Genomic DNA, 20,404 nt, shown 5'->3' with positions numbered 1-20,404 from the left:
TATTCCGACTGATTGAAACAGCAAATAAACTGCCAAGATTTGTCTGTTTCCAATTTTTTATGAAACTTGATTATAATATTTATATTTGCGGCTTCATTCTTGCGTAAATTGCCAAGCCATGATAAAATTGAACCGAAAAGAAACTCAAAGGGGCGTTTTATGTGTCAAAGCATAAAGTATCCATGCGGGACATTGCCAAAGAGTGCAATGTTTCGGTGGCCACTGTTTCATATGTCCTGAATCACTCTGAAAATGAAAAAATCGGGCATGACACCTGTTTGAAGATCGTGGAAGCCGTAACCCGTTTACATTACAAGCCCCGAAATGCCGTCAAAAAACAGAAAAGCGATCTGGTTGGGGTCATCATCTGCTGGAAAGGTCACGATACCCTTGGAAAAAGAATGGCTTATTATGATCTTGCGTCAAAAATGAGCGCTCAAATGAAAACTCTCGACTTCGAAACGATCGTACTTGAAACGGAAGATCCTGAAAAAGACGTTGACACGATTTCGAGCCATAATTTCAGCGCGGCTTTTTTTATTGATATCGACAGCAAAATTGCTGATAAAATCACAAAGCACTACTATGTGCCCGCAATTTTTTTAAATTGCGACACGAACGACAGCTTATTCTGCAAAATCTACCCCGATTATAAAAGCGCAATCCGAACGGCAAAAACCATGCTGAATACAAATTCGCCGTTTCTCGTGATGGAGGACATCTGCAACGAGGATTTAAAGAATCAAATCATCGGGGAATTTCCTCCCAACGACGTTTTTATCAATTCTTCAAATTCGGATTTGAACTTGTTTCTCCAAACGCATCGCCAGGGAAAAGGAATCATATTGGGAGATATCCTTGGGCTTGAGACGGAACTATATATCAATCGGCACGATCTTGTCGTCGTGTCGAATTTTGATGATTCCAACATATTGCTTCCCGACACAAAAACTATTTTTATCCCCAACCGAAAAATTGCCGGCACCGCCATTGAAACATTGCAAAAAATGCTTGCTCTGGACTACGGGAAAGCGGAAGAAGACAACCGGATATTGGTTCCGTGTGAGGATAAAACCGAATCGCTTAAAAAGAAATCGCCGGAATGTTGCTGAACATTTCCGGTTTTTTATTTCCGGCATTTAAAAATAATTCTTATTAAGGATGAGCAGGCAAAAAAGAATGATGCCGGTTCCATTCAGTAATCATCCAACCAGGAAAAGAGGTTCTGTTGAAAGCCTTCCGCTGCTTCTGTGTCTGCGATAATAGTAACACAATTATTGATATATGTCAATAAATTTACTTATTTATTGCATTTTATTGTGCAATTTGTATTATATTTTCGCTTAACATTAATTTTGTTAAGTGAAATGAGAATCTCGGCAACCGGCTGTTTTCCGCAGGCTTTTCACCTCGTCATAAAAGATTTAAGTTGTCTTTCATAATTAATGATTTTTAAAATTCAGGGTTTCTTCTTGGCCTTTTACCTCTATTGGGAACCCAGAACAGAATTTTCAAATGCTTTTTGGGGGTGTAATGACCTCCTGTCGCGGTTAAGCCGTTTTTTACCCGCAGTACTTGAAAAACGCCTGAAAATTTGTCACAATGGGTAGGATTGACAAATTCACCACAGGGGGATTCCATGACGCTTTTACAGCAGATCGCTATTGTTTGCCCGCTCGTTTTTTTGGCAAGCCTTGTTGACTCCATCGCCGGGGGCGGCGGACTCATCTCGCTTCCCGCCTATTACCTTACGGGGCTTCCGGCTCATTTTTGCCTTGGTTCCAACAAATTTTCATCCTGCACGGGAACGCTTTTTTCCACGGGCAGATTCCTTCGCAGCGGAAATTTCCATTTCAGAACCGCGGCCGTCGCCGCGGCGGCCGCTTTGGGCGGATCCTTTCTCGGAGCCAGGTTGACCCTGTTTCTCGACGACCGCGCGCTTCGTATCGCCATGCTGGTTCTGCTGCCCGCCGCGGCCGTATTTATTTTTTGGCGCGGGCGGCAAAGATCGGACCGCAACACATTTGACCAAATTCCGCGCCGCCGCGCCATTCTGCTTTCCGCTGTGATCGGTCTGGTCATCGGCGCATACGACGGTTTTTTCGGGCCGGGAACAGGTACGTTTCTGATTCTTGCCTTTACGACAATTCTAGGCTTCGACATGAAAACCGCGTGCGGCAATACCAAGGTTGTCAACCTGGCCTCCAATCTGGCGGCGCTCGCCACATTCATTGCGGCCGGCACCATTCAATACAATCTGGCGGTTCCGGCGGCCGCCTGTTCCATTGCAGGGCACTGGATCGGCTCCGGGCTTGCGATTAAAAAGGGGGCCAAATTCATTCGTCCGGTCATGGTACTGGTCTTGATTCTTCTCTTCTCCAAACTCGTATTCGACATGTTTGCGTGAATCGTTAGCCAAAAAAATGTTGCAGCCTTCCCGGCGGCTGATGCCGCTGCGGGAGGCTGCTTTTATTGACTTATAAAATACCCATAAAATACATTTTTACTATCAAGTATTTATTTATAAAGTCGATATATGTTTGAGGTGTTTTGACATGATAAGCAGGGCCCGGGAAAAAGCGACGAAAAAATATCTGAAAAAATTGGACGATATCATATTCCGCGTAAAAAAAGGCCGTAAGGCGGAAATCAAAGCTCACGCGGATTCTCTTGGAATGAGCTTGAACGCCTATATGAACTACCTGATTGACCAGGATATGGGGCCTTCGGAATAGCTTGATGCCAGGATGTCCGTGATTTCGCATAACCGTTTTCTGCCCGTCCGGCACAAGCCAAAACAGGTCTGTCATTACCGAATGGTACTGACAGGCCGTTTTTTTTACGCCGGATAATTGAAAACCGTAACACTTTCGGCTGAAGAACCATAGATTAGCCTAGTGAAACAATTTCAACGACCGCTATCTATGAAAATATATGGGAGGTACATCCACAATGAACCAAAAAGAGATTCCGTTGAACCAGCTGCCGGTCGGAGCAAAGGCCAGCGTGACTTCGCTTCTTTCAGACGGCACCACAAGGCGCCGGATGCTGGACCTTGGCGTCATTGACGGCACACAGATAGAATCGCTCTATCAAAGCCCTTCGGGGAATCCGGTCGCGTATTTGATTCGCGGCGCCGTAATCGCATTAAGGTCGGACGTTTCCGCTAAAATCATGGTGAACGCCTGACAGACAGGGTAAATCCGCCGGAATCAGGCAGATTGGGGATCGGATTTCCTTTCTTGCCGGCTCCCTCGGATTTGCCCTGTTTTCAGGTTAAAATCCATATATTGAAGCAGGAGGGAAATCCTATGGGCTTATCCGGAGCGTCTACCGGAGCGGGAGTGTTAAACTGCTGCGACGGCTTGCTGCGAATAGAAAAGGAAACCGAGCTGGATCAGGTCGTTGCACTCGCGGGAAATCCAAACGTTGGGAAAAGCACGGTTTTTAACAATCTGACAGGAATGAACCAACATACGGGAAACTGGCCCGGCAAAACAGTAGCGAACGCACAGGGAACCTACCGGTATCAGGGCAGAAATTTCATTTTGGTGGATATTCCGGGAACCTATTCCCTGATGGCCAACTCCGAAGAGGAGGAAATTGCCCGCGATTTCATCTGCTTTGGCAATCCGGACGCAACCGTGGTTGTAGCGGACGCAACCTGTCTGGAGCGGAATCTAAATCTGGTTCTTCAGACAATGGAGATTTCCGGACATGTGATTCTATGCGTTAATCTTCTGGATGAAGCAAGAAAGAAAAAAATCCGCATTGATTTGAAGCTGCTTTCGCAGAAGCTCGGAATCCCCGTAGTGGGAACAAGCGCCCGAAGCGGGAAAGGGCTGAACGATTTGATGGAAACCGTCATGCGGCTGACCCGATCGGACCAAAAAGCGACCCCTTTTCCAATCACCTATGACGAAGCGGTTGAGAAAGCTATTGAACTTCTCCGGCCCGCCGTCGATCACGTGCTCAGCGGAAAGCTGAACAGCCGCTGGGTTTCCCTCAAGCTTTTGGACGGAGATGAAAGCCTGTTAAAGTCGCTCAAAAAATATCTTGGCTATGATCTTCTCTCTTTTCAAGATATCGTGGAAAGTCTGGAGCGCGCCCGTTCCCTTCTGGCCGAAAACTCGATCACCGGGGATCTGTTCCGCGACCGGGTCGTGACCAGGATCATACAAAACTGCGAGGACATCTGCCGCGGCGTAATCGTGTGCGATAAGGAAAAATACGCGGAGCGCGACCGGAAGATCGACCGGATTTTAACCTCCCGGGCAACCGGTATCCCCATCATGCTGCTTTTGCTTCTGCTGATCTTCTGGCTGACGATTACGGGGGCAAACTACCCGTCCGAGCTGATCGCGGCCGGACTTTTTTGGGTGGAAGACCGGCTGACGGAATTTTTCATCCTGATTTCGGCTCCGGCCTGGATCCGGGGTATCCTGATAGACGGAATATACCGCACGCTGGCATGGGTGGTATCCGTCATGCTGCCGCCGATGGCCATTTTCTTTCCTCTGTTCACTCTGTTGGAGGATCTCGGCTATCTTCCGCGCGTCGCCTTCAATCTGGATGACTTTTTCAGAAAAGCGCACGCGCACGGCAAACAGGCGTTAACCATGTGCATGGGATTTGGTTGTAACGCGTGCGGCGTCATCGGCTGCCGGATCATCGACTCCCCGCGCGAACGGCTGATTGCCATTCTGACCAACAACTTCGTTCCGTGCAACGGCAGGTTTCCCACACTGATCGCCGTTATCACCATGTTTTTTGCGGCGGCGGTGTCCGGTCCGTTCCAGTCCGCCGTTTCCGCTCTGACTTTAACCGCCGTTATTGTTTTTGGAGTCTTCATGACCATGATAATCTCCAAAATTCTTTCCAAAACGATTCTAAAAGGGATGCCGTCCTCCTTTAATCTGGAGCTTCCTCCTTACCGTCGTCCGCAGATTGGCCGTGTGATCGTGCGTTCCATTTTCGACCGGACACTGTTTGTATTGCAACGCGCAGTCGTTGTGGCGGCTCCAGCCGGCCTTGTCATTTGGCTTCTGGCCAACATCCATGTCGGCGGCATCAGCCTTCTGGCTCATTGCGCAGACTTTCTTGACCCATTCGGCCGTCTGATCGGGATGGACGGATATATTCTGATGGCGTTTATTCTCGGCTTCCCTGCAAATGAAATCGTCGTGCCCATCATCATTATGAGCTATATGGCCACAGGGGCCCTGACGGACTACGAAAGTCTGGCTCAGCTGCATACATTATTTGTCAGCCGCGGTTGGACCTGGCTGACGGCCGTCTGCGTCATGCTCTTTTCCCTGATGCACTGGCCCTGCGGAACGACGTGCCTCACCATCCATAAAGAAACTCAAAGCATGAAATGGACTTTGCTTTCTTTCGCAATTCCTACTGTCACAGGGATTGCCGTCTGTTTTCTGGTTGCGAACTCGGTCCGATTGCTTGGGCTGGCTTAAAGCCTTCGATTTCCAGGAAAATGTCATTACTCCGGAGCGCCTTGCGAAAGAGTCGGCCAGACTGCAACGGGAAGGGAATCATCAGAATGCAGCCCAAAACGGTCCCCGGACAATCTGTTCGGGGACCGTTTTATGCACCGGAAAATCCAGCCGTTTAATGTACAAGCCCGAAGTACAGCAGAACAACGATTCCCAAAATGATTCGGTAGTAGCCGAACGGTTTAAAATCGTGCTTTTTAATGTATCCCATCAGGAAGCGGATTGCAAAAACGGATACCAGAAAAGCCGTAAGCATGCCAAGAAGCAATACCCAGGCCTCCATCGGGGTATAGGCGAATCCAAATTTTACCATCTTCAGCAAACTTGCCCCGAACATAATGGGGATCGCCAGAAAGAACGTAAACTCCGCAGCGATTTCCCGTGAAGTTCCGATTAAGATGGCGCCCAGGATTGTCGCGCCGGACCGGGACGTGCCGGGAATCAGCGCCAGAACCTGAAAAATGCCGATGATAAAAGCAGTGCGGTAGCTCAGGGACGAAAAGTTCCGGATGGAAGGGATCCTTCCGCGGTTCCGGTTTTCCACCAGAATAAAAAACACTCCGTACAAAATCAATGTAATGGCTACGGTTTTATAATTGTAGAAGAGCGCGTTGATCGGGTCGTCAAATAATACACCGATGATGCCGGCCGGAACACAGGCGCACAGAACTTTCATCCACAGAGAGACGGTTTCCCTTTTCTGAACGGTCGATTTCCGCCCGGAAAAGGGATTCAGCTTATGAAAATATAAAACAATGACAGCCAGAATTGCTCCGAACTGAATGACGACAAGGAACATTTCCATGAATTTAGCGGACAAATCCATTTTAATCCACTCTTCGGCCAGAATCATATGCCCGGTGCTGCTGATCGGCAGCCATTCGGTCAAGCCCTCGATAATACCGAACAGAATCGCTCTGATAAGATCCATTTTCTTCTCCTACTTTAATTGATATTTTTATTCATACGGTAAAATGATTTTCCCGGGAGAATGCTCTCAAGGCCCCGGCAGCCCAGAGCCTTATTATAGTTTGTCCGCAGTCAATTTGCAACAGGTTCCGGCTTTGATCCAATAACATTCTTCCATTATTTCAGGAAATTAATTGACAACTGTTTTTTACAAGACTATAATGAATACGATAATGGTCATATGACCATAATAAAAGATCAGAGGTGAGACTATGGATCATCGGGAACGCGCGGTCGAGCTGTTTCGTCAGGGCTACAACTGTTCGCAGTCCGTTTTTGCCGCTTACTGCGAAGAACTCGGGCTGGACCTTCCCAGCGCGTTAAAGCTCTCCTCTTCTTTCGGGGGCGGCATGGGACGCCTTCGAGAGGTCTGCGGCGCCGTTACTGGAATGTTTCTGGCCGCCGGATTAAAAGAAGGCTACACGGATCCGTCGGACCCGGCCGCAAAAGCGAAGCACTATGAACGAATACAGGCCCTGGCAAAGCGTTTTGAAGAGAAAAACGGATCAATTATCTGCCGGGAGCTGCTGGGGCTGAGCGTGAAGCACGACAGTCCAACGCCGGAAGCCCGAACAGAACAATACTATATGAAGCGGCCCTGTTCCGAGCTGGTCGGCATAGCGGCCCAAATACTGGATGAAATGTTTGCGTCGGAACCGACGGAGACGAATCATGGTAGCGTGAAAGGAGAGCACAAATGAAAATTGCGGTTCCATCGGAAGGGAAACAAATGGACAGCCCCGTTAACCGTTCGTTCGGCAGAACCCCCTGTTTTATAGTTGCGGATACGGAAACCGGAGACTTCAAGGTGATTGACAACGAAGCCGCGGCGGCCCAGGGCGGCGCCGGCATCAAAGCGGCCCAGACGATCGTTGACAGCGGCGCCGGAGCGGTGGTGACGTTTCACTGCGGGGAAAACGCCGCGGAGGTTTTAAACGCCGCCGGAATCCGGCTTTGGAAAGCGGTTCCCGGGACGGTCGCCGATATGGCGGACGCATGGAAAAACGGAACCTTGGCAGAGTTAAGTGAAATTCATGCCGGATACCACGGTCATGGTTGAGGGCGGAGAAATGCGGATTGCGGTGTTAAGCGGCAAGGGCGGAACCGGAAAAACATTTCTTTCCGTCAACCTCGCCGCGGCGGCAAAAGACGCCGCTTACGTCGATTGCGACGTGGAAGAACCCAACGGCTTTTTGTTTTTAAAGCCTGAAATTGAAAAAGAGGAATCCGTTGAAGTCGCCGTGCCGGAAATCGACGAAAGTGCTTGCGACGGCTGCCGGAGCTGCGTCAGATTCTGCCGTTTCAACGCGCTTGCCTTTCTCAAGGGAAAGCCCCGCGTTTTTCCGGAGCTCTGCCATTCCTGCGGCGGATGTTCTCTGCTCTGCCCCAAAGAGGCAATTCGGGAACGAAAACGCGCGGTCGGTGTGATTGAACACGGAAGAGCCGGCGGAGTCTCCTTTCTTTCCGGAACCCTCAACAGCGGCGAAGCGACCGGCGTACCTATTATCCGGCAGATGATTCGTGAAATTCCCGCAGCTCCGGTCACCGTCATCGACTGCCCACCCGGCAGCTCCTGCTCCGTAATGGAGAGTATCAAGGGCGCCGATTTCTGTCTTCTGGTAACGGAGCCGACGCTGTTCGGCCTTGAAAACCTGAAACTCGTCTTACAGCTTGCGCAGACATTTCATAAGCCCTGCGCGATCGTCGTAAATAAAGCTACGGATTCCACAAAAATGATGGAAGCGGCGGCGCGTGAGTTTCAGATTCCCATTTTCGCGCGCATTCCCTATGACGCGGAACTTGCCCGGGCGTCGGCACAGGGAAATCTTGCCGCCGGCCGAGAAACCTTCCGCCCGATCTTTCTGAATCTTTTGGAAACACTAAAAGGATCGGAGGAAAAGGAAGCATGAAGCAGCTTGTTGTACTGAGCGGGAAAGGCGGAACCGGTAAAACGACGGTCGCATCTTCCCTGATTCGGCTGTGCGGCAGCAAGGTCTACGCGGACTGCGACGTGGAAGCCCCGAATCTGCATCAGATTTTTGCAGGAAAGGAACAGCCGGAGGAAAAACCGTATTTTGGGTTGAAAAAAGCCGTGCTGAACACGAAAGCCTGCACCGGCTGCGGCCGGTGCGAGGATTCCTGCCGGTTCGGCGCCATTACAAACGGTTCCGTCAACCCCTATGAATGCGAGGGCTGCGGCGTGTGCGAGGCGGTCTGCCCCGCCCGCGACGGCGACGGACGGCCCGCGATCCGGCTGGAAGACCGGACGTCCGGAAAAACCATGCTGTTCCACACGGAGGCCGGACTGTTTTCAACGGCACAGCTTCAAATCGGAAGCGGTGCATCGGGGCGCCTGGTTTCGGAAGTGCGCGCAAATCTTTACGGAGCCGCGTCCAAAGAGCCGCTGGCCATTCTGGACGGCTCCCCGGGCATCGGCTGCCCCGTGGTTGCGTCCATTACCGGAACCGATCTGGTTCTGATTGTTGCGGAGCCCTCCCTGTCCGGCTTTCACGATATGAAAAGGGTTCTTGAAACCGCGCGGCGGTTCGGCGCCAAAGCGGCCGCGTGCATCAACAAATACGATGTCTGCACTGAAATTTCACAAAAAATCGAATCGTTTTGCCTGCGGGAGCAAATCCCTCTGGTGGGGAAAATCCCATTTGATCCGGCCGTCGCAGAAGCCGTCAATTCCGGAAAAACCGTGGTTGACAATGCCGGCAGCGAGGCAGGGAAAGCGATTCGGCAAATTTGGGAACAAGTTTATCCCATGTTAATGGATGAAAATATTGAAAAAGGAGTATGATTATGATGAAAATTGCGGTTGCATGCGACGGCAAAAATGTTTCCGCCCATTTTGGGCACTGCGAGGGATTTACACTGTTTACCGTGGAAGGCGGCAAGATCACCGAACGTAAATTCAGCCAGAACCCGGGCCACAAGCCGGGATTCCTGCCCAATTACCTCAGCGATCTGGGAGTCTCCACCATTATTACGGGCGGCATTGGAGGCGGAGCAATCGATATTTTTAACGAAAAAAATATCGAAGTGATTTCCGGCGCCGCGGGAGAAGCGGCAGAAGCGGTGGAAAAATACCTGAAGGGAGAGCTGGAATCCGCCGGCAGCGTTTGCCATGAGCACGAATTTGAAAGCACCTGCGGGGAGCATCACCAGCATTGACCGGCGGCTTCCGTATGCGCGGGAATCTGTGGATTCGGGCGAACGACCGGATAATTTTTAAAAACGATTTTGCGCGGCTTCCTCGACGGTCTGGAACGGCGGATATGTTTATCCGCCGTTTTTTCTGCCATACTAACTGTGGCGTTTGATTTCAGGCGCCGCAGGAGGAAATAATAATGTTTAAACACGAAAAGCAACTGCTGAAGGAGGTCCGCGTTGACGGACCCAACCCGAATTACGCCAACATGATGCAAGAGCAGCTTGGCGGCCCGCAGGGTGAACTGAAGGCTGCACTGCAGTATATTTCTCAGAGTTTTCGCATCAAAGACCCCGCCATCAAGGATCTTTTCTTGGATATCGGTTCGGAAGAGCTGGGGCATATGGAAATGGTCGGCACTCTGGTCAATCTGCTCAACGGCCATAATCTGGACGCGCAGAACACAACCGTTGGATCGGTGGAAGCTTCGACCTTAACCGGCCTTACTCCAATGCTGACAAACGCTTCCGGCTACCCGTTCAACGCCGCGTGGATTAACGAAACCGGGGACCTTGCCGCGGACATTTTGTCCGACATTGCTTCTGAGCAAAGAGCAAAGGTCGTCTACGAATATCTGTACCGTCAGATCACGGATACCGGCGTAAGGGAAGCCATCGATTTTCTGCTGAACCGGGAAGAGGCGCACAACACCCTGTTCCGCGAGGCTTTCAACAAATTGGAGGAAACCGGTTCGCTGGCCGATTGGGGCGTAACTTCGGACTCCAAAAAATATTTCGACCTGTCGACCCCCGGAAAATATTTCGACACCAAGAACTTGCAGAACCCCAAGCCCCCGAAATTCAACGTCCCGAACCAGACAAATCAGCAGGGTCAGGGTATGGTACACTAAAGCATCTACAAAGGGCACGTCCCGGGCAATGCGTCCGGAACGTGCCTTTGTCAATTCGTAATCAGGATATAATCTCCGTTCTTAAGCTGCACCACGTTCGCGCGCAGCGCAAGGCCCAGATCCCTGACAAGCTCTTTCTGCTTCTCCGGATCCTTTACCAGGAGCGTCAGGGGATCGCCGCCGAGAACCCTGTTTTCGTCGGCAGTGATATAGGCCAGTATTTCAATTTGCTGTTTCACGGTTAACCCCCTTTGACGATTCGGCCGATTTTTCTGCTGTTCTCAAGAACGGGAGTATGTGCGACCGCATAGTGCAGTAAATTCTTGTCGTGGATCATGGGTACAAACGCGATGATGATCATGCCGGTATCGCTTGAAAAATTCCTTCTGGTATATTTGTATCTTCTGACTCCAAGCGCCTTGACCGCTTCAAAAAGAATTGCCTGCCTCTGCCCGTAATTTTCCAGGGTCAGCCGGCTGGCCGGCCTTTTGGGTTCGATTACGACGGCAAGGCCGTCTTTGGCAAAAAGCTCTCTGCTTTTGTCGGCGCCGAGCGTATTGGTCACAAAAATTCCGTCGACGAAAAGCTCCGAGCCTTTGATCTCGATCTCCCCGTCGCGGATATTGCAGATATCCCCGATGGTTTTGCCCTTTGTAAACCGATAGAGCAGAATAATGACAACTGCTCCCGTAATGACCCCGCAGGGGATCAAAACCGCCGGGGCTTTGGAATCGCTGAGTTTCATTGCCAGCACCGAAAGCAAAGCGGTAACCATGGCGATATAGTTTCTGGACTCGAACGTTTTTGATATTCCATCGATATAAGCGTCCCCGCGCTTCGTGTATTCGGTATGCTCCAATCGGCTCAGGCTTTCGCCCTCCGCCTTGCGGGTTTCACGGAACTGCTGAACGGCGACCGTCAGAAAAGTAATGGAAACAAAGTCGCCGGACAGGATCGCCGGAATGGCGATCGCCCCCAGGCTGGAAGCAATAAATCCCATGACGATACTGTTGAAATAAGCGCACGGGTAAGTTGGAATCTGCCTGTAATCCACCTTCAGCGTGGCAATGCGGGCGGAAGCCCCCATGATGATTCCAATCACGATCATATAGATATCAGGCTCTTTCAACGCCTTTTCCATAGAATCTCTCCCTTCACTCCGTATTTTTAACAAATGAAAACGGATAATACAAAAGACACGAAGAAAAGAGGGACTGTCATGCCTAAAGCCGGAATCGGAACAACCGTCATTCGAAAAGAAGCATGGGATAAAGTCACCGGTAACGCAAAATATACCGCCGATGAGAATCCTGCGGGGGTTCTGACCGCCCGGATGGTTACCAGCACCTTCGCTCACGCAAAAATCAAAAAAATAGATTACTCGCAAGCGCTGCTGCAAAAAGGCGTGAAAGCCGTGATCACCGGAGAGGATTATCCGGTTTTAAGCGGAGGGCTGGTGGCGGACCGACCGCCTTTGGCAAACGGGAAAGTCCGTTATTACGGCGAGCCGGTCGCTCTTGTGGTTGCCGATTCGGAATTCGACGCCGCAAATGCCGTCACCTTCGTAAAGGTGGAATATGAACCGCTGCCGGTCATCAATTCCCTGTCGCAGGCTCTTGCAAGCGGAGCCCCTTTAGTTCATGAGCATCAGGAAACCTATAAACATATCTCCAAAGATCTTTATCCGCAGCCGGGAACCAATATCTGCGACATCAAAAAGATCCGAAAAGGAGACGTCAATCAAGCCTTCTCAAATTGTGATTCGATCGTCGAAGCTCATTACAGCCTTCCCCAGTCGGACCATATCGCCATGGAAACCCGGGCCGCCCGCGCAAGAATCTCACCCGACGGAACCGTTTTTGTCAAATCCGCTTCCCAGGCGCCGTTCGGAATTAAGAAGGAGCTCAGCTCCGTTTTTAACCTGGAGCAGGGAAAAGTTGTTGTAGAGGTCCCGTTTGTAGGCGGCGGGTTCGGAGGAAAAGCGGCAACCCAACTGGAACTTCTAGCCTACATGGCCTCGAAAGCGGTGTGCGGCCGCGAGGTCGGCATTCGAAACTCAAGAGAACAGGACATTACGTCCTCCCCCTGCAAGCTGGGTCTGGACGCGACGCTGAAGCTGGGCGCGACCAAAGACGGAATGATTAAAGCAGCGCAGATGACCTATCTGGTGGACGCCGGCGCTTACGCCGACATGGGGCCGAGGCTCAGCAAGGCAATGGCGGTCGACTGCACGGGGCCGTACAACATTGAAAACGTCTCCTGCGACGCGGTCTGCGTTTATACCAATCACCCTTACGCCACCTCATTTCGCGGCTTCGGACACGCCTCTTACACCTTCTGCGTGGAGCGAACTCTTGACAAGCTGGCAAAAAAGCTGCAAATGGACCCGCTGGAACTGCGAAAGAAGAACGGACTTGCCCCGGGAAACCTGACCCCCACGCAGGTTCCGCTAACCGCCAGCAGCCTGGGCAGCCTGGGCCCGTGCATCGAAAAGCTCAAGCCGCTGATCAACTGGGAGGAAGGCGAAAGGATTGAGCTGGGCAACCATAAAATCCGAGCCAAGGGAATCAGCTGCTTCTGGAAAACCTCCGATTCGTCCCCGGACGCTGTCTCCGGTATTATCCTGACATTTAACAACGACGGCAGTCTGAACGTGAACTGCGGGTGCGTGGAATGCGGGCCGAGCATGAAGACCACGGTCGCGCAGCTTTTATCCGAAAAGCTGAAAATGGACATCAGCCGCGTTCATGTCAATATGGACGTCAACACAAAGTGCAGCCCGACGCACTGGAAAACCGTTGCGAGCATGACGACCTTTATGCAGGGGCGAGCCGCCATGCGCGCCGCGGAGGACGTCTGCCGCCAGCTGGTCAGCCTTGCCGCAGCCGTGCTTCGATGCCCTCCGGAAGATCTGGAAGTGGGAGGCGAACGGGTCTACGTCCGCCATGAACCGTCCAATTTCATTCACTTCAAGGACCTGGTCCATGGATACCAGTACCAGAACGGCAACGCGGTGGAGGGACAGATCATCGGCCGGGGGAGCTTCATCATGGGGGACCTGAACCTGCTGGACAAGGAAACGGGGAAAGGGAAAGCCGGACCCTGGTGGACCGTGGGCGCCCAGGGCGTGGAAGTGGAATACGACACCGAGGAATACACCTACCGTCTCATCAAAGCTGCAACCGTAATCGACGCCGGAAAGGTCCTGAATCCGAAGATGTGCGAGGCTCTGGTAAAAGGCGGCATGTGCATGGGCCTGGGCCTTGGAACGCGCGAAAATTTCTCCTACAGCGGCAAGGGCGAGGTACTGGATACCAGTCTGCGCACCTACAAGGTGATGCATTTCGGCGAGACGCCGCAGTATCTGGTTGATTTTGTGGAGACGCCTCTTGAAAATTCTCCCTACGGCGCACGCGGACTGGCCGAACACGGAATCATCGGAATCCCGGCGGCGCTTGCCAACGCGCTCTCCGTTGCCTCCGGCGTTGAATTGGACGAACTGCCTCTGGTACCGGAAACCATCTGGAGAATCAAGACGGGAGGCAGGGCATGATCCCTTTCGACTTTGAATACGACCGACCCGACACCGTCGGCGAGGCCCTGACGGTTTTCAGACAGCTGGATGCAGAACAGAAAAACCCGATGTTTTTCGGCGGCGGAACAGAAATCATCAGCATGGCGCGCATGGGAAACGTAAAAACCGGGGCCGTCGTCGACCTGAAAGCGATTCCGGAATGCCGTGTGTTCGAATACGACAAGGACCGTCTTCTCATCGGCTCCGCGCTTACCCTCTCCGATCTTGTGGAGGCGAAGCGCTTCCCCCTGCTGGACCATACGGCAGGGCGCGTTGCGGACCATACCATGCAGTGCAAGATCACATTCGGCGGAAACCTTGCTTCCACAATCATTTACCGAGAAACCGTTCTCCCACTTCTGCTGGCCGACGCCGTTGTCACCGTGGCGACGCAGGGCGGCCTGCGGGATTATAAAATCACACAGATCTTCCGCGAACGTCTTCAGCTTCCCCGCGGAGAATTTATTGTGAGGGCCTCGATTGAAAAGCGCTGGCTGTCCGCGCCCTATATTCACGTAAAAAAGACAAAGAATGAAAAGGTCGACTATCCTTTGCTGACGGTTGCCTGCCTGAAAGCGGACGATAAAATCCGGATGGCGTTCAGCGGTCTGCTGCCCTACCCGTTCCGCGATCTGCAGTGGGAAAACCTGATGAATGACAAAAGCCTGAGCTTTCCCGAACGGGCCGAGCAGATTTCCGCTCTGGCAGCTCCGCATCTTCTGAACAATCTGGACGGCTCTGCCGAATTTCGCAAATTCGTCTTAAACAACACGCTGATCAACGTACTTCAGACGTTAAAGGGGGTGTAACATGTTCCGCATCAAAGAAAAAAGCATCCTTCACCTGAATGTGAACGGAGAAGACCGTGAAGTCGTCGCACGTCCCTCCGATATCCTTCTCGACACGCTGCGCAATCAGCTTGCCCTGACCGGAGCAAAACCCGGCTGCGAGAACGGCGACTGCGGGGCCTGCACGGTCATTGTGGACGGATGGCCGATCAAATCCTGTTTGATGCTGACGGCAGAGGCCGTCGGAAAAAAAATCACGACGGTGGAGGGGCTGAAAAACGCGCCGGTCCAAAAGGCGTTCATCGAAAAATTCGCATTTCAGTGCGGATACTGTACGTCCGGATTCTTAATGGCCTGCCATGCGCTGGCACAGAAGCATCCGAACCCGCCGGACTACGTCATCGACGAATGGCTGCAAAGCAACATCTGCCGCTGTACCAGCTATGAAGAAATCGGCGAAGCGATTCGTGTGGTTCTGTCTCAAAAACAATAACCCGATCAAATACCCAAATGAGAATTAACATGGCATGAATCAGCAACCCGTTTACAGCAAACGTTCCGAAAACCATGAACGCGGAAGAGGTGATCCAATCCCTGAGGGAAGATATGATCAACGAGTACGAGGCAATTATCGGATATGAAGCGACCACGGACGAAAGGGTAAAAAAAGTTCTTTCCGGCATCGCCGAAGAAGAAAAAGGACACATCGGTCAGTTGGAACAGCTGATTTATCTTTTGAAGCCCAACGACCAGGGCGCGGTGGTTCTGTTCTATTCCAGTCCAAAAAGCTCCCGCCTGAGCCGAAATACGGCGGGAGCTTTGCCTGCGGCATATTTAAACGCGTTCGCACTACATTCTGACGATATCCGTAATTGTTATATTCGCAAGGCTTCTGTCGTTTTTCAAATCCAGATAAACCGGAACAGAAGCGTTTTCGTCCACAACCCTGACCTTGGGCCGCAGGCAGCAGTCCTCAAAATTCTGAACAACAATCGCGGTCCGGCCGTCGCTCAGCAGAAGACAGGTGCCGAGAGGATACGCCGCGACTTTCCTGGTGAACAGGGAAACAAGCTCCGGATCGAACAGCGTGCCCGCGCCGCCCATTAAAAATTCCATCACTTCCGACGGCATCATGGCCGGTCTGTAAGGGCGGTCCGAGGTCATGGCGTCAAAGACGTCAGCAATCGAAATAATACGGCTGAATTGATTGATCTCTTCCCCGGCAAGACCCGACGGATAACCGCTCCCGTCGTTTCGCTCGTGATGCTGCAAAATCCCGATCAAGCCGGATACGGGCAGATCCAGATTGGTGTTGACAAGATACTCGTACCCCAAAGCGGGATGCTTTTTGACCTCCTCGTACTCGTCCGGAGTCAGCGAAGACCGTTTATCAATGATATCCTTGTCGATGAACACCTTGCCGATGTCATGCAGCAACGCCCCCAAACCGAGTTTGAAAAGACTTGTGGAATTCATGTTGAGCGCTGTCCCCACCACAATGGAAAGCACCCCGACATTGACGGAATGATAGTAGGTATAATCGTCGTATGATTTTAAATCGATCATGTTAACGATGATGTTCCTGTTTTCAATAATCTCTTCCACAATGCTGTGAACAATCGCTTTCACATCTTCCGCCATGGCCCGGCTGATCCCGGTATTCATGCTTTGAACATAAATATCCCTGACCGCCTTCGCGGCCGAATTTCTCAGTTCATCGTCGATCACGGCTTTGATTTCGATCTCTTCCGAAAGCTGATCGACAATATAAACACCCTGAAAGCCGTTTTGGGCAATGTGCAAAATGTATGATTGCTTCAGCGGCTGTCCCTTCTGCAGCAAAAGACCGCCATCGTAAGCATATAAACTTTTCGCAAGCACCATGCCTTCGCGCAGGCAAAGTGTCGGGACATATCTCATCAGTTCTGCCTCCGATGACAAGTATTGTTATCTAATTATAATTTTCTTTCGGTCTTCTTTCAACCGTGTAACGCAAATTAGGCCAAAAAATGCCAGAATAACAATTTTTATTCAGAGTCGGGGAACCCGCTTTCAGAAAACCCCTGTAAAGTGAAAACAGCATCCGCCAGAACACAAACGAGCCGGAATGATCTGTTTGCATGAAATACGGAATTGCTATTTTATTTTGCATTGTGCTATAATATTGCCATAAAACGACATATTAGAGTGGGTGTACCATGGACTTATATCAGAATATTGAAAAATACTACTCCGATTTGACTTCCAAGCAAAAGGAAATTGCCGATTATATGCTTTCCCATCCGGAAGATATTTGCTATATCTCGCTCAAAAACTTAAGCGAACACCTCTCGGTATCGGAATTGACCATCCTTCGCATGTGCAAAAAGCTCGGGTTTCAAAATTATATTGCGCTGAAAAATGCCTTTCGCGTGCACACCCAAAAGCTGGTCAAAAATTCTTCCAGCTCCAATTTTTTTGTTTTGGACATGCCAGTTTGCAAGGAAAACGAAAAGGAAGGCCTGTTCCATCAAATCCGTGACAATGACTGTGAGAAGAGTCTCGGCTTCTATCATGCGATCAGCGATAAGGATATTTTTGCGGCCGCGGATCGGATTCTGAAAGCACGGAATATTTTTATCTGCTTTCACGGCGTTTCCAAAATACTTGCGGATTATTTTTATCTGCATCTCTCGCACCTGAGCATCGGGTGCTCTTATATTCATCCGGAAGACATGGACAACGTGCAGGCAAATCTTGTCCGTATGAAGCGCGGCGATCTGTTAATCGCAATCGCTTTTCCAAAATATTACCCCTTGATTCAAAGCATCACAAAATACGCCGAGCAAAGCGGCGCCGATCTTATTACGATTACCGACAGCCCCACATCGCCCATCATCACAAAAAGAAGCCTGAATTTCTTCTGCAACACCTCGACCAAGCTCTTCTACAACTCTTTGTCTTTGCCGGTCGCGCTGATTAATTTGATCGCCTCCTGCATCGTAATAGAAATGGGGGGAAAATACGATGATCTGGTCACAAAAGCATATAATGTCGTGAATTTTTTAGAAGAAAATAAATCAGAATAGCTTTCCAAAGCAGTCCAACGAAACAAAAGGAGCAGGATCTGTCTGCTCCTCAGATTGTAGGCAAAAGGCCGTTCGGGATTTAAGCCCAAGCGGCACTTTAACAGTTGATTTCTGGCTGAGAACAAAATGAATGAAAAGCCGGATTTTGGTTTGAACCTCGAGTCTTTTGATTTCCACTTCTTTTTCCCATGTGCTTCCCGATCTTTGTTTGATTTCTTCCATCAACTCTTTGTGGTAGTGCTGTGCCTCCATCTGAACCTGCATCTTCATTTTCTTGTTCCGGTTGGCGCTGGCCTTAATATGCGTTGAATCAATGAATACCGCTTTCGGGTCTACATATTTCAGCTTTACAGCTTCCAGCAAAATATGGGTAAATATCTGCTCGAAAATATCAGTTCCCTCGAATCGTCGGGAATAGTTCTTTCCGAAGGTTGTGAAATGCGGGATCGGGTCGTTCCAGTCATATCCCAGAAACCACCGATACGCCGCGTTAACTTCGATTTCTTTAATGGTCTGTCTCATGCTCCGAATCCCAAACAGATATTGGATGAATACAATCTTGAACAGCACCACCGGATCAAAGCTGGGACGGCCTGTGTCTTCGCTGTACTTGTCCTTTACCAAATCATATATGAAGCTGAAATCAATCGCTTTATCTATTTCCCTCACATGCTCTTTCGGTACCAGATCCTCCATGCGGTAAAAGCCGACTTGTTTCCGACCGTCATTACTTTTTTCGTTCAACATTTTTATCACCTGTTTATATTTTACCATTTCTCAAGCACTAAAAAAAGACAAAGTACCTGATTTCGATACTTTGTCTTCAGACTGGGGAGCAGGCTCTGCCTGCTCCTTTTGGTATAATGCATTCTCCGGTCGTTTTCCGTCGATCTTCGGGAGGACCGTTCGTCTGATTTTTGTCCGCTTTCCGGGCAGCTTTCGCGCCCAAAGTTCCCGGCTGGTTTTAAAATGTGCCGGTGAGCTTATAGATGCCGAATTCGCGGTGCCCCAGGCTTTCCGCCTTCGTCTGCCTGCCGTTGCAGACCTCGACAATCTCGCGGAAAAGCTCCTCGCCGACTTCGTTCAGCTTGGCTTCGCCCGAAATGATTGTTCCGGCGTTGATGTCGATGTTGTCCGGCATCTTTTTGAACGTGTCGGTGTTTCCCGTGATTTTGATTACGGGCGCGATCGGGCTGCCCGTCGGCGTTCCGCGCCCGGTCGAAAACACCACGATCTGCGCTCCACCGGCGACCATGCCGGTAATGGAGTCGATGTCTTGGCCGGGCGTATCCATAAAGTAAAGGCCCTTCTTCGCGGCCGACACGGGCTCCGCATAATTCAGAGCGCCCACGAACGGGCGGGTTCCCGCCTTGTACATGCACCCCAGAGATTTTTCCTCGATGGTGGAAAGTCCGCCTTCCTTGTTTCCAGGGGTGGGCTGCCCGCTGCGGAGGTCCTCTCCCATCATGATCGCGCGGTCTTCCACATTTTTGACCATCCGCAGGAATTTTTCACGCTGAGCGGCGTCTTCAAAGCGCGCCGCAAGCAGGTGCTCCGCTCCGATTACCTCGGTCGTCTCGCTGAGGATGCTGCTGCCGCCTTCGCCGACCAGCTTGTTGGAGGCGTAGCCGATCGTCGGGTTGGAGGCAAGGCCGCTGGTGGGGTCCGAACCGCCGCATTCCAGTGCCAGGACGATCTTGCTTATATCGAATTCCACGCGGGTCTGCAGTGAAAGATCGCGCGCCATCTTGGCCGCGAATTCCGCTCCGACCGCGATCGCCTTCAGTGTGCCGCCGACTTCTTGAATGACGACGGATTCCACCGGCTTGCCGGTCTCGCGGATCTCGTCCGCGACGGAGCGGGCTTGAACGCCGTCGCAGCCGAGCCCGACGACCACAACCGCACCGACGTTCGGGTTCTTCCCGAATCCGACCAGCGTCTCCTGTGTTAGCGACAGGTCGGAACCGATCTGGCAGCAGCCGTGCTGGTTCGGCACACTGATTGCCCCGGGGATCTGTGCGGCGATCTTTTCCGCCGTATCGGCGGCACAGACGGACGTTGGCAGGATGAGCAGATGGTTCCGAACGCCGTACGTCCCGTTTTCCCTCTTATAACCCATCAGTTTCGTCATGATTTGATTCTCCTTATTCCTTCGTATGTTTGTCGCCGCGCCCGCGGGTGCTTTCCAGATTGTGCACATGGACATAATCCCCCGGATGCAGGTCCGTCGTGGCAGCCCCGATCACTTCGCCGTACTTGTAGCAGTGCTCGCCCTTTTTAATTTCGGCTACCGCCATCTTATGAAATTTGGGGATGTCGGCGCTCGCCGTGTAGTGCTTACCCTCAAATTCAATGGTCTCTCCTTTGGCGATCGGCCGCAGGCAGGTGACCAGATTGTCTTTCTCGTTGATATGAATGACTGCGTTCATGC

General features: G+C 51.2%; 21 protein-coding genes and 1 pseudogene. 15 read left to right on the top strand and 7 right to left on the bottom strand.

What is annotated here, in order from left to right:
- The first annotated feature begins 161 nt into the window (after positions 1-161).
- From HCR03_RS18485 to feoB, 5 genes are all read left to right on the top strand, one after another.
- Entirely contained in the window at positions 162-1,112 is a 951-nt protein-coding gene (locus HCR03_RS18485; protein WP_187035836.1) for a LacI family DNA-binding transcriptional regulator, read from the top strand.
- Positions 1,113-1,639: 527 nt separating this feature from the next.
- Positions 1,640-2,407 carry a sulfite exporter TauE/SafE family protein gene (locus HCR03_RS18480; protein WP_187035834.1) on the top strand — a complete coding sequence of 256 codons (768 nt, stop codon included), beginning with the start codon at positions 1,640-1,642 and terminating at the stop codon, positions 2,405-2,407.
- A gap of 148 nt (positions 2,408-2,555) precedes the next feature.
- On the top strand, positions 2,556-2,735 hold the full coding sequence (locus HCR03_RS18475; protein WP_066643191.1) for a hypothetical protein: 180 nt from the start codon (positions 2,556-2,558) through the stop codon (positions 2,733-2,735).
- Positions 2,736-2,952: 217 nt separating this feature from the next.
- Positions 2,953-3,189 (top strand): FeoA family protein, encoded by a 237-nt coding sequence (locus HCR03_RS18470; RefSeq protein WP_066643194.1) that lies wholly within the window; start codon positions 2,953-2,955, stop codon positions 3,187-3,189.
- 122 nt (positions 3,190-3,311) lie between these two features.
- Positions 3,312-5,471, top strand: a complete 2,160-nt coding sequence (feoB, locus tag HCR03_RS18465) for a ferrous iron transport protein B (protein ID WP_187035832.1) — start codon at positions 3,312-3,314, stop codon at positions 5,469-5,471.
- 154 nt (positions 5,472-5,625) lie between these two features.
- Here the strand turns inward: feoB and HCR03_RS18460 are convergent, their stop codons facing one another.
- Positions 5,626-6,441, bottom strand: coding sequence for an undecaprenyl-diphosphate phosphatase (locus tag HCR03_RS18460; RefSeq protein WP_187035830.1), 816 nt, complete (start codon positions 6,439-6,441; stop codon positions 5,626-5,628).
- A gap of 250 nt (positions 6,442-6,691) precedes the next feature.
- Between HCR03_RS18460 and HCR03_RS18455 the strand changes: the two genes are divergently transcribed.
- The 6 genes from HCR03_RS18455 to HCR03_RS18430 all read left to right on the top strand — a co-directional run bounded on the left by HCR03_RS18455 (position 6,692) and on the right by HCR03_RS18430 (position 10,543).
- Positions 6,692-7,180 (top strand): C-GCAxxG-C-C family protein, encoded by a 489-nt coding sequence (locus HCR03_RS18455; RefSeq protein ID WP_187035827.1) that lies wholly within the window; start codon positions 6,692-6,694, stop codon positions 7,178-7,180.
- Positions 7,177-7,539 carry a NifB/NifX family molybdenum-iron cluster-binding protein gene (locus tag HCR03_RS18450; RefSeq protein ID WP_187035825.1) on the top strand — a complete coding sequence of 121 codons (363 nt, stop codon included), beginning with the start codon at positions 7,177-7,179 and terminating at the stop codon, positions 7,537-7,539. The genes HCR03_RS18455 and HCR03_RS18450 overlap by 4 nt, the downstream gene beginning before the upstream one ends.
- The gene (locus HCR03_RS18445) at positions 7,514-8,389 is read left to right on the top strand and encodes a nucleotide-binding protein (protein ID WP_228725219.1); all 876 of its coding nucleotides are present in this window, start codon (positions 7,514-7,516) and stop codon (positions 8,387-8,389) included. The genes HCR03_RS18450 and HCR03_RS18445 overlap by 26 nt, the downstream gene beginning before the upstream one ends.
- Positions 8,386-9,282, top strand: coding sequence for an ATP-binding protein (locus HCR03_RS18440; protein ID WP_066643204.1), 897 nt, complete (start codon positions 8,386-8,388; stop codon positions 9,280-9,282). The genes HCR03_RS18445 and HCR03_RS18440 overlap by 4 nt, the downstream gene beginning before the upstream one ends.
- A 2-nt stretch (positions 9,283-9,284) precedes the next feature.
- Complete coding sequence (locus tag HCR03_RS18435) at positions 9,285-9,656, top strand: NifB/NifX family molybdenum-iron cluster-binding protein (protein WP_066643207.1); 372 nt, start codon at positions 9,285-9,287, stop codon at positions 9,654-9,656.
- A gap of 176 nt (positions 9,657-9,832) precedes the next feature.
- A complete protein-coding gene (locus tag HCR03_RS18430) occupies positions 9,833-10,543 on the top strand; it encodes a manganese catalase family protein (protein WP_066643213.1) in 711 nt (236 codons plus the stop codon).
- 50 nt (positions 10,544-10,593) lie between these two features.
- Here HCR03_RS18430 and HCR03_RS18425 read toward each other — a convergent pair whose 3' ends face one another.
- The gene (locus HCR03_RS18425; protein WP_066643215.1) at positions 10,594-10,782 is read right to left on the bottom strand and encodes a capping complex subunit for YIEGIA; all 189 of its coding nucleotides are present in this window, start codon (positions 10,780-10,782) and stop codon (positions 10,594-10,596) included.
- Between the two features lie 2 nt (positions 10,783-10,784).
- Entirely contained in the window at positions 10,785-11,684 is a 900-nt protein-coding gene (locus tag HCR03_RS18420) for a YIEGIA domain-containing protein (RefSeq protein ID WP_187035823.1), read from the bottom strand.
- A 78-nt stretch (positions 11,685-11,762) separates the two neighbouring features.
- Between HCR03_RS18420 and HCR03_RS18415 the strand changes: the two genes are divergently transcribed.
- The 3 genes from HCR03_RS18415 to HCR03_RS18405 are packed head-to-tail and all read left to right on the top strand — an operon-like array spanning position 11,763 to position 15,398.
- Entirely contained in the window at positions 11,763-14,096 is a 2,334-nt protein-coding gene (locus tag HCR03_RS18415; RefSeq protein WP_066643221.1) for a xanthine dehydrogenase family protein molybdopterin-binding subunit, read from the top strand.
- Positions 14,093-14,926 (top strand): FAD binding domain-containing protein, encoded by an 834-nt coding sequence (locus tag HCR03_RS18410; RefSeq protein WP_187035821.1) that lies wholly within the window; start codon positions 14,093-14,095, stop codon positions 14,924-14,926. The genes HCR03_RS18415 and HCR03_RS18410 overlap by 4 nt, the downstream gene beginning before the upstream one ends.
- 1 nt (position 14,927) lies before the next feature.
- Complete coding sequence (locus HCR03_RS18405; RefSeq protein WP_156991200.1) at positions 14,928-15,398, top strand: (2Fe-2S)-binding protein; 471 nt, start codon at positions 14,928-14,930, stop codon at positions 15,396-15,398.
- A gap of 356 nt (positions 15,399-15,754) precedes the next feature.
- Here HCR03_RS18405 and HCR03_RS18400 read toward each other — a convergent pair whose 3' ends face one another.
- Complete coding sequence (locus HCR03_RS18400) at positions 15,755-16,825, bottom strand: HD-GYP domain-containing protein (RefSeq protein WP_187035819.1); 1,071 nt, start codon at positions 16,823-16,825, stop codon at positions 15,755-15,757.
- Between the two features lie 278 nt (positions 16,826-17,103).
- Here HCR03_RS18400 and HCR03_RS18395 point away from each other — a divergent pair, with 278 nt between their 5' ends.
- Entirely contained in the window at positions 17,104-17,973 is an 870-nt protein-coding gene (locus tag HCR03_RS18395) for a MurR/RpiR family transcriptional regulator (RefSeq protein ID WP_066643241.1), read from the top strand.
- 143 nt (positions 17,974-18,116) lie between these two features.
- On the opposite strand, the pseudogene HCR03_RS18390 reads toward HCR03_RS18395, so the two are convergent.
- The 3 genes and pseudogenes from HCR03_RS18390 to HCR03_RS18380 form a co-directional block, all read right to left on the bottom strand.
- Positions 18,117-18,717: pseudogene (locus HCR03_RS18390) on the bottom strand (transposase); the annotation flags it as partial.
- A gap of 220 nt (positions 18,718-18,937) precedes the next feature.
- Complete coding sequence (locus HCR03_RS18385; RefSeq protein WP_066646065.1) at positions 18,938-20,104, bottom strand: UxaA family hydrolase; 1,167 nt, start codon at positions 20,102-20,104, stop codon at positions 18,938-18,940.
- Between the two features lie 13 nt (positions 20,105-20,117).
- Positions 20,118-20,402: a UxaA family hydrolase gene (locus HCR03_RS18380; RefSeq protein WP_066646063.1), complete on the bottom strand. Its 285-nt coding sequence runs from the start codon at positions 20,400-20,402 to the stop codon at positions 20,118-20,120.
- Positions 20,403-20,404 lie beyond the last annotated feature (2 nt).

The organism is Caproicibacter fermentans (genome assembly GCF_014303955.1).
In the GTDB taxonomy this organism is placed as follows: domain Bacteria; phylum Bacillota; class Clostridia; order Oscillospirales; family Acutalibacteraceae; genus Caproicibacter; species Caproicibacter fermentans.
The sequence above is the reverse complement of the archived record's forward strand: the minus strand, read 5'-3'. Positions and strand labels throughout refer to the sequence as shown.

What these genes read in the sequence shown, in the direction of transcription:
- HCR03_RS18445 (WP_228725219.1), top strand. Translation starts at nt 7,514, where the DNA reads ATGCCGGATACCACGGTCATGGTTGAGGGCGGAGAAATGCGGATTGCG.
- HCR03_RS18430 (WP_066643213.1), top strand. Translation starts at nt 9,833, where the DNA reads ATGTTTAAACACGAAAAGCAACTGCTGAAGGAGGTCCGCGTTGACGGA.
- feoB (WP_187035832.1), top strand. Translation starts at nt 3,312, where the DNA reads ATGGGCTTATCCGGAGCGTCTACCGGAGCGGGAGTGTTAAACTGCTGC.
- HCR03_RS18380 (WP_066646063.1), bottom strand. Translation starts at nt 20,402, where the DNA reads ATGAACGCAGTCATTCATATCAACGAGAAAGACAATCTGGTCACCTGC.
- HCR03_RS18410 (WP_187035821.1), top strand. Translation starts at nt 14,093, where the DNA reads ATGATCCCTTTCGACTTTGAATACGACCGACCCGACACCGTCGGCGAG.
- HCR03_RS18450 (WP_187035825.1), top strand. Translation starts at nt 7,177, where the DNA reads ATGAAAATTGCGGTTCCATCGGAAGGGAAACAAATGGACAGCCCCGTT.
- HCR03_RS18440 (WP_066643204.1), top strand. Translation starts at nt 8,386, where the DNA reads ATGAAGCAGCTTGTTGTACTGAGCGGGAAAGGCGGAACCGGTAAAACG.
- HCR03_RS18415 (WP_066643221.1), top strand. Translation starts at nt 11,763, where the DNA reads ATGCCTAAAGCCGGAATCGGAACAACCGTCATTCGAAAAGAAGCATGG.
- HCR03_RS18420 (WP_187035823.1), bottom strand. Translation starts at nt 11,684, where the DNA reads ATGGAAAAGGCGTTGAAAGAGCCTGATATCTATATGATCGTGATTGGA.
- HCR03_RS18405 (WP_156991200.1), top strand. Translation starts at nt 14,928, where the DNA reads ATGTTCCGCATCAAAGAAAAAAGCATCCTTCACCTGAATGTGAACGGA.
- HCR03_RS18470 (WP_066643194.1), top strand. Translation starts at nt 2,953, where the DNA reads ATGAACCAAAAAGAGATTCCGTTGAACCAGCTGCCGGTCGGAGCAAAG.
- HCR03_RS18460 (WP_187035830.1), bottom strand. Translation starts at nt 6,441, where the DNA reads ATGGATCTTATCAGAGCGATTCTGTTCGGTATTATCGAGGGCTTGACC.
- HCR03_RS18400 (WP_187035819.1), bottom strand. Translation starts at nt 16,825, where the DNA reads ATGAGATATGTCCCGACACTTTGCCTGCGCGAAGGCATGGTGCTTGCG.
- HCR03_RS18475 (WP_066643191.1), top strand. Translation starts at nt 2,556, where the DNA reads ATGATAAGCAGGGCCCGGGAAAAAGCGACGAAAAAATATCTGAAAAAA.
- HCR03_RS18480 (WP_187035834.1), top strand. Translation starts at nt 1,640, where the DNA reads ATGACGCTTTTACAGCAGATCGCTATTGTTTGCCCGCTCGTTTTTTTG.
- HCR03_RS18435 (WP_066643207.1), top strand. Translation starts at nt 9,285, where the DNA reads ATGATGAAAATTGCGGTTGCATGCGACGGCAAAAATGTTTCCGCCCAT.
- HCR03_RS18385 (WP_066646065.1), bottom strand. Translation starts at nt 20,104, where the DNA reads ATGACGAAACTGATGGGTTATAAGAGGGAAAACGGGACGTACGGCGTT.
- HCR03_RS18455 (WP_187035827.1), top strand. Translation starts at nt 6,692, where the DNA reads ATGGATCATCGGGAACGCGCGGTCGAGCTGTTTCGTCAGGGCTACAAC.
- HCR03_RS18395 (WP_066643241.1), top strand. Translation starts at nt 17,104, where the DNA reads ATGGACTTATATCAGAATATTGAAAAATACTACTCCGATTTGACTTCC.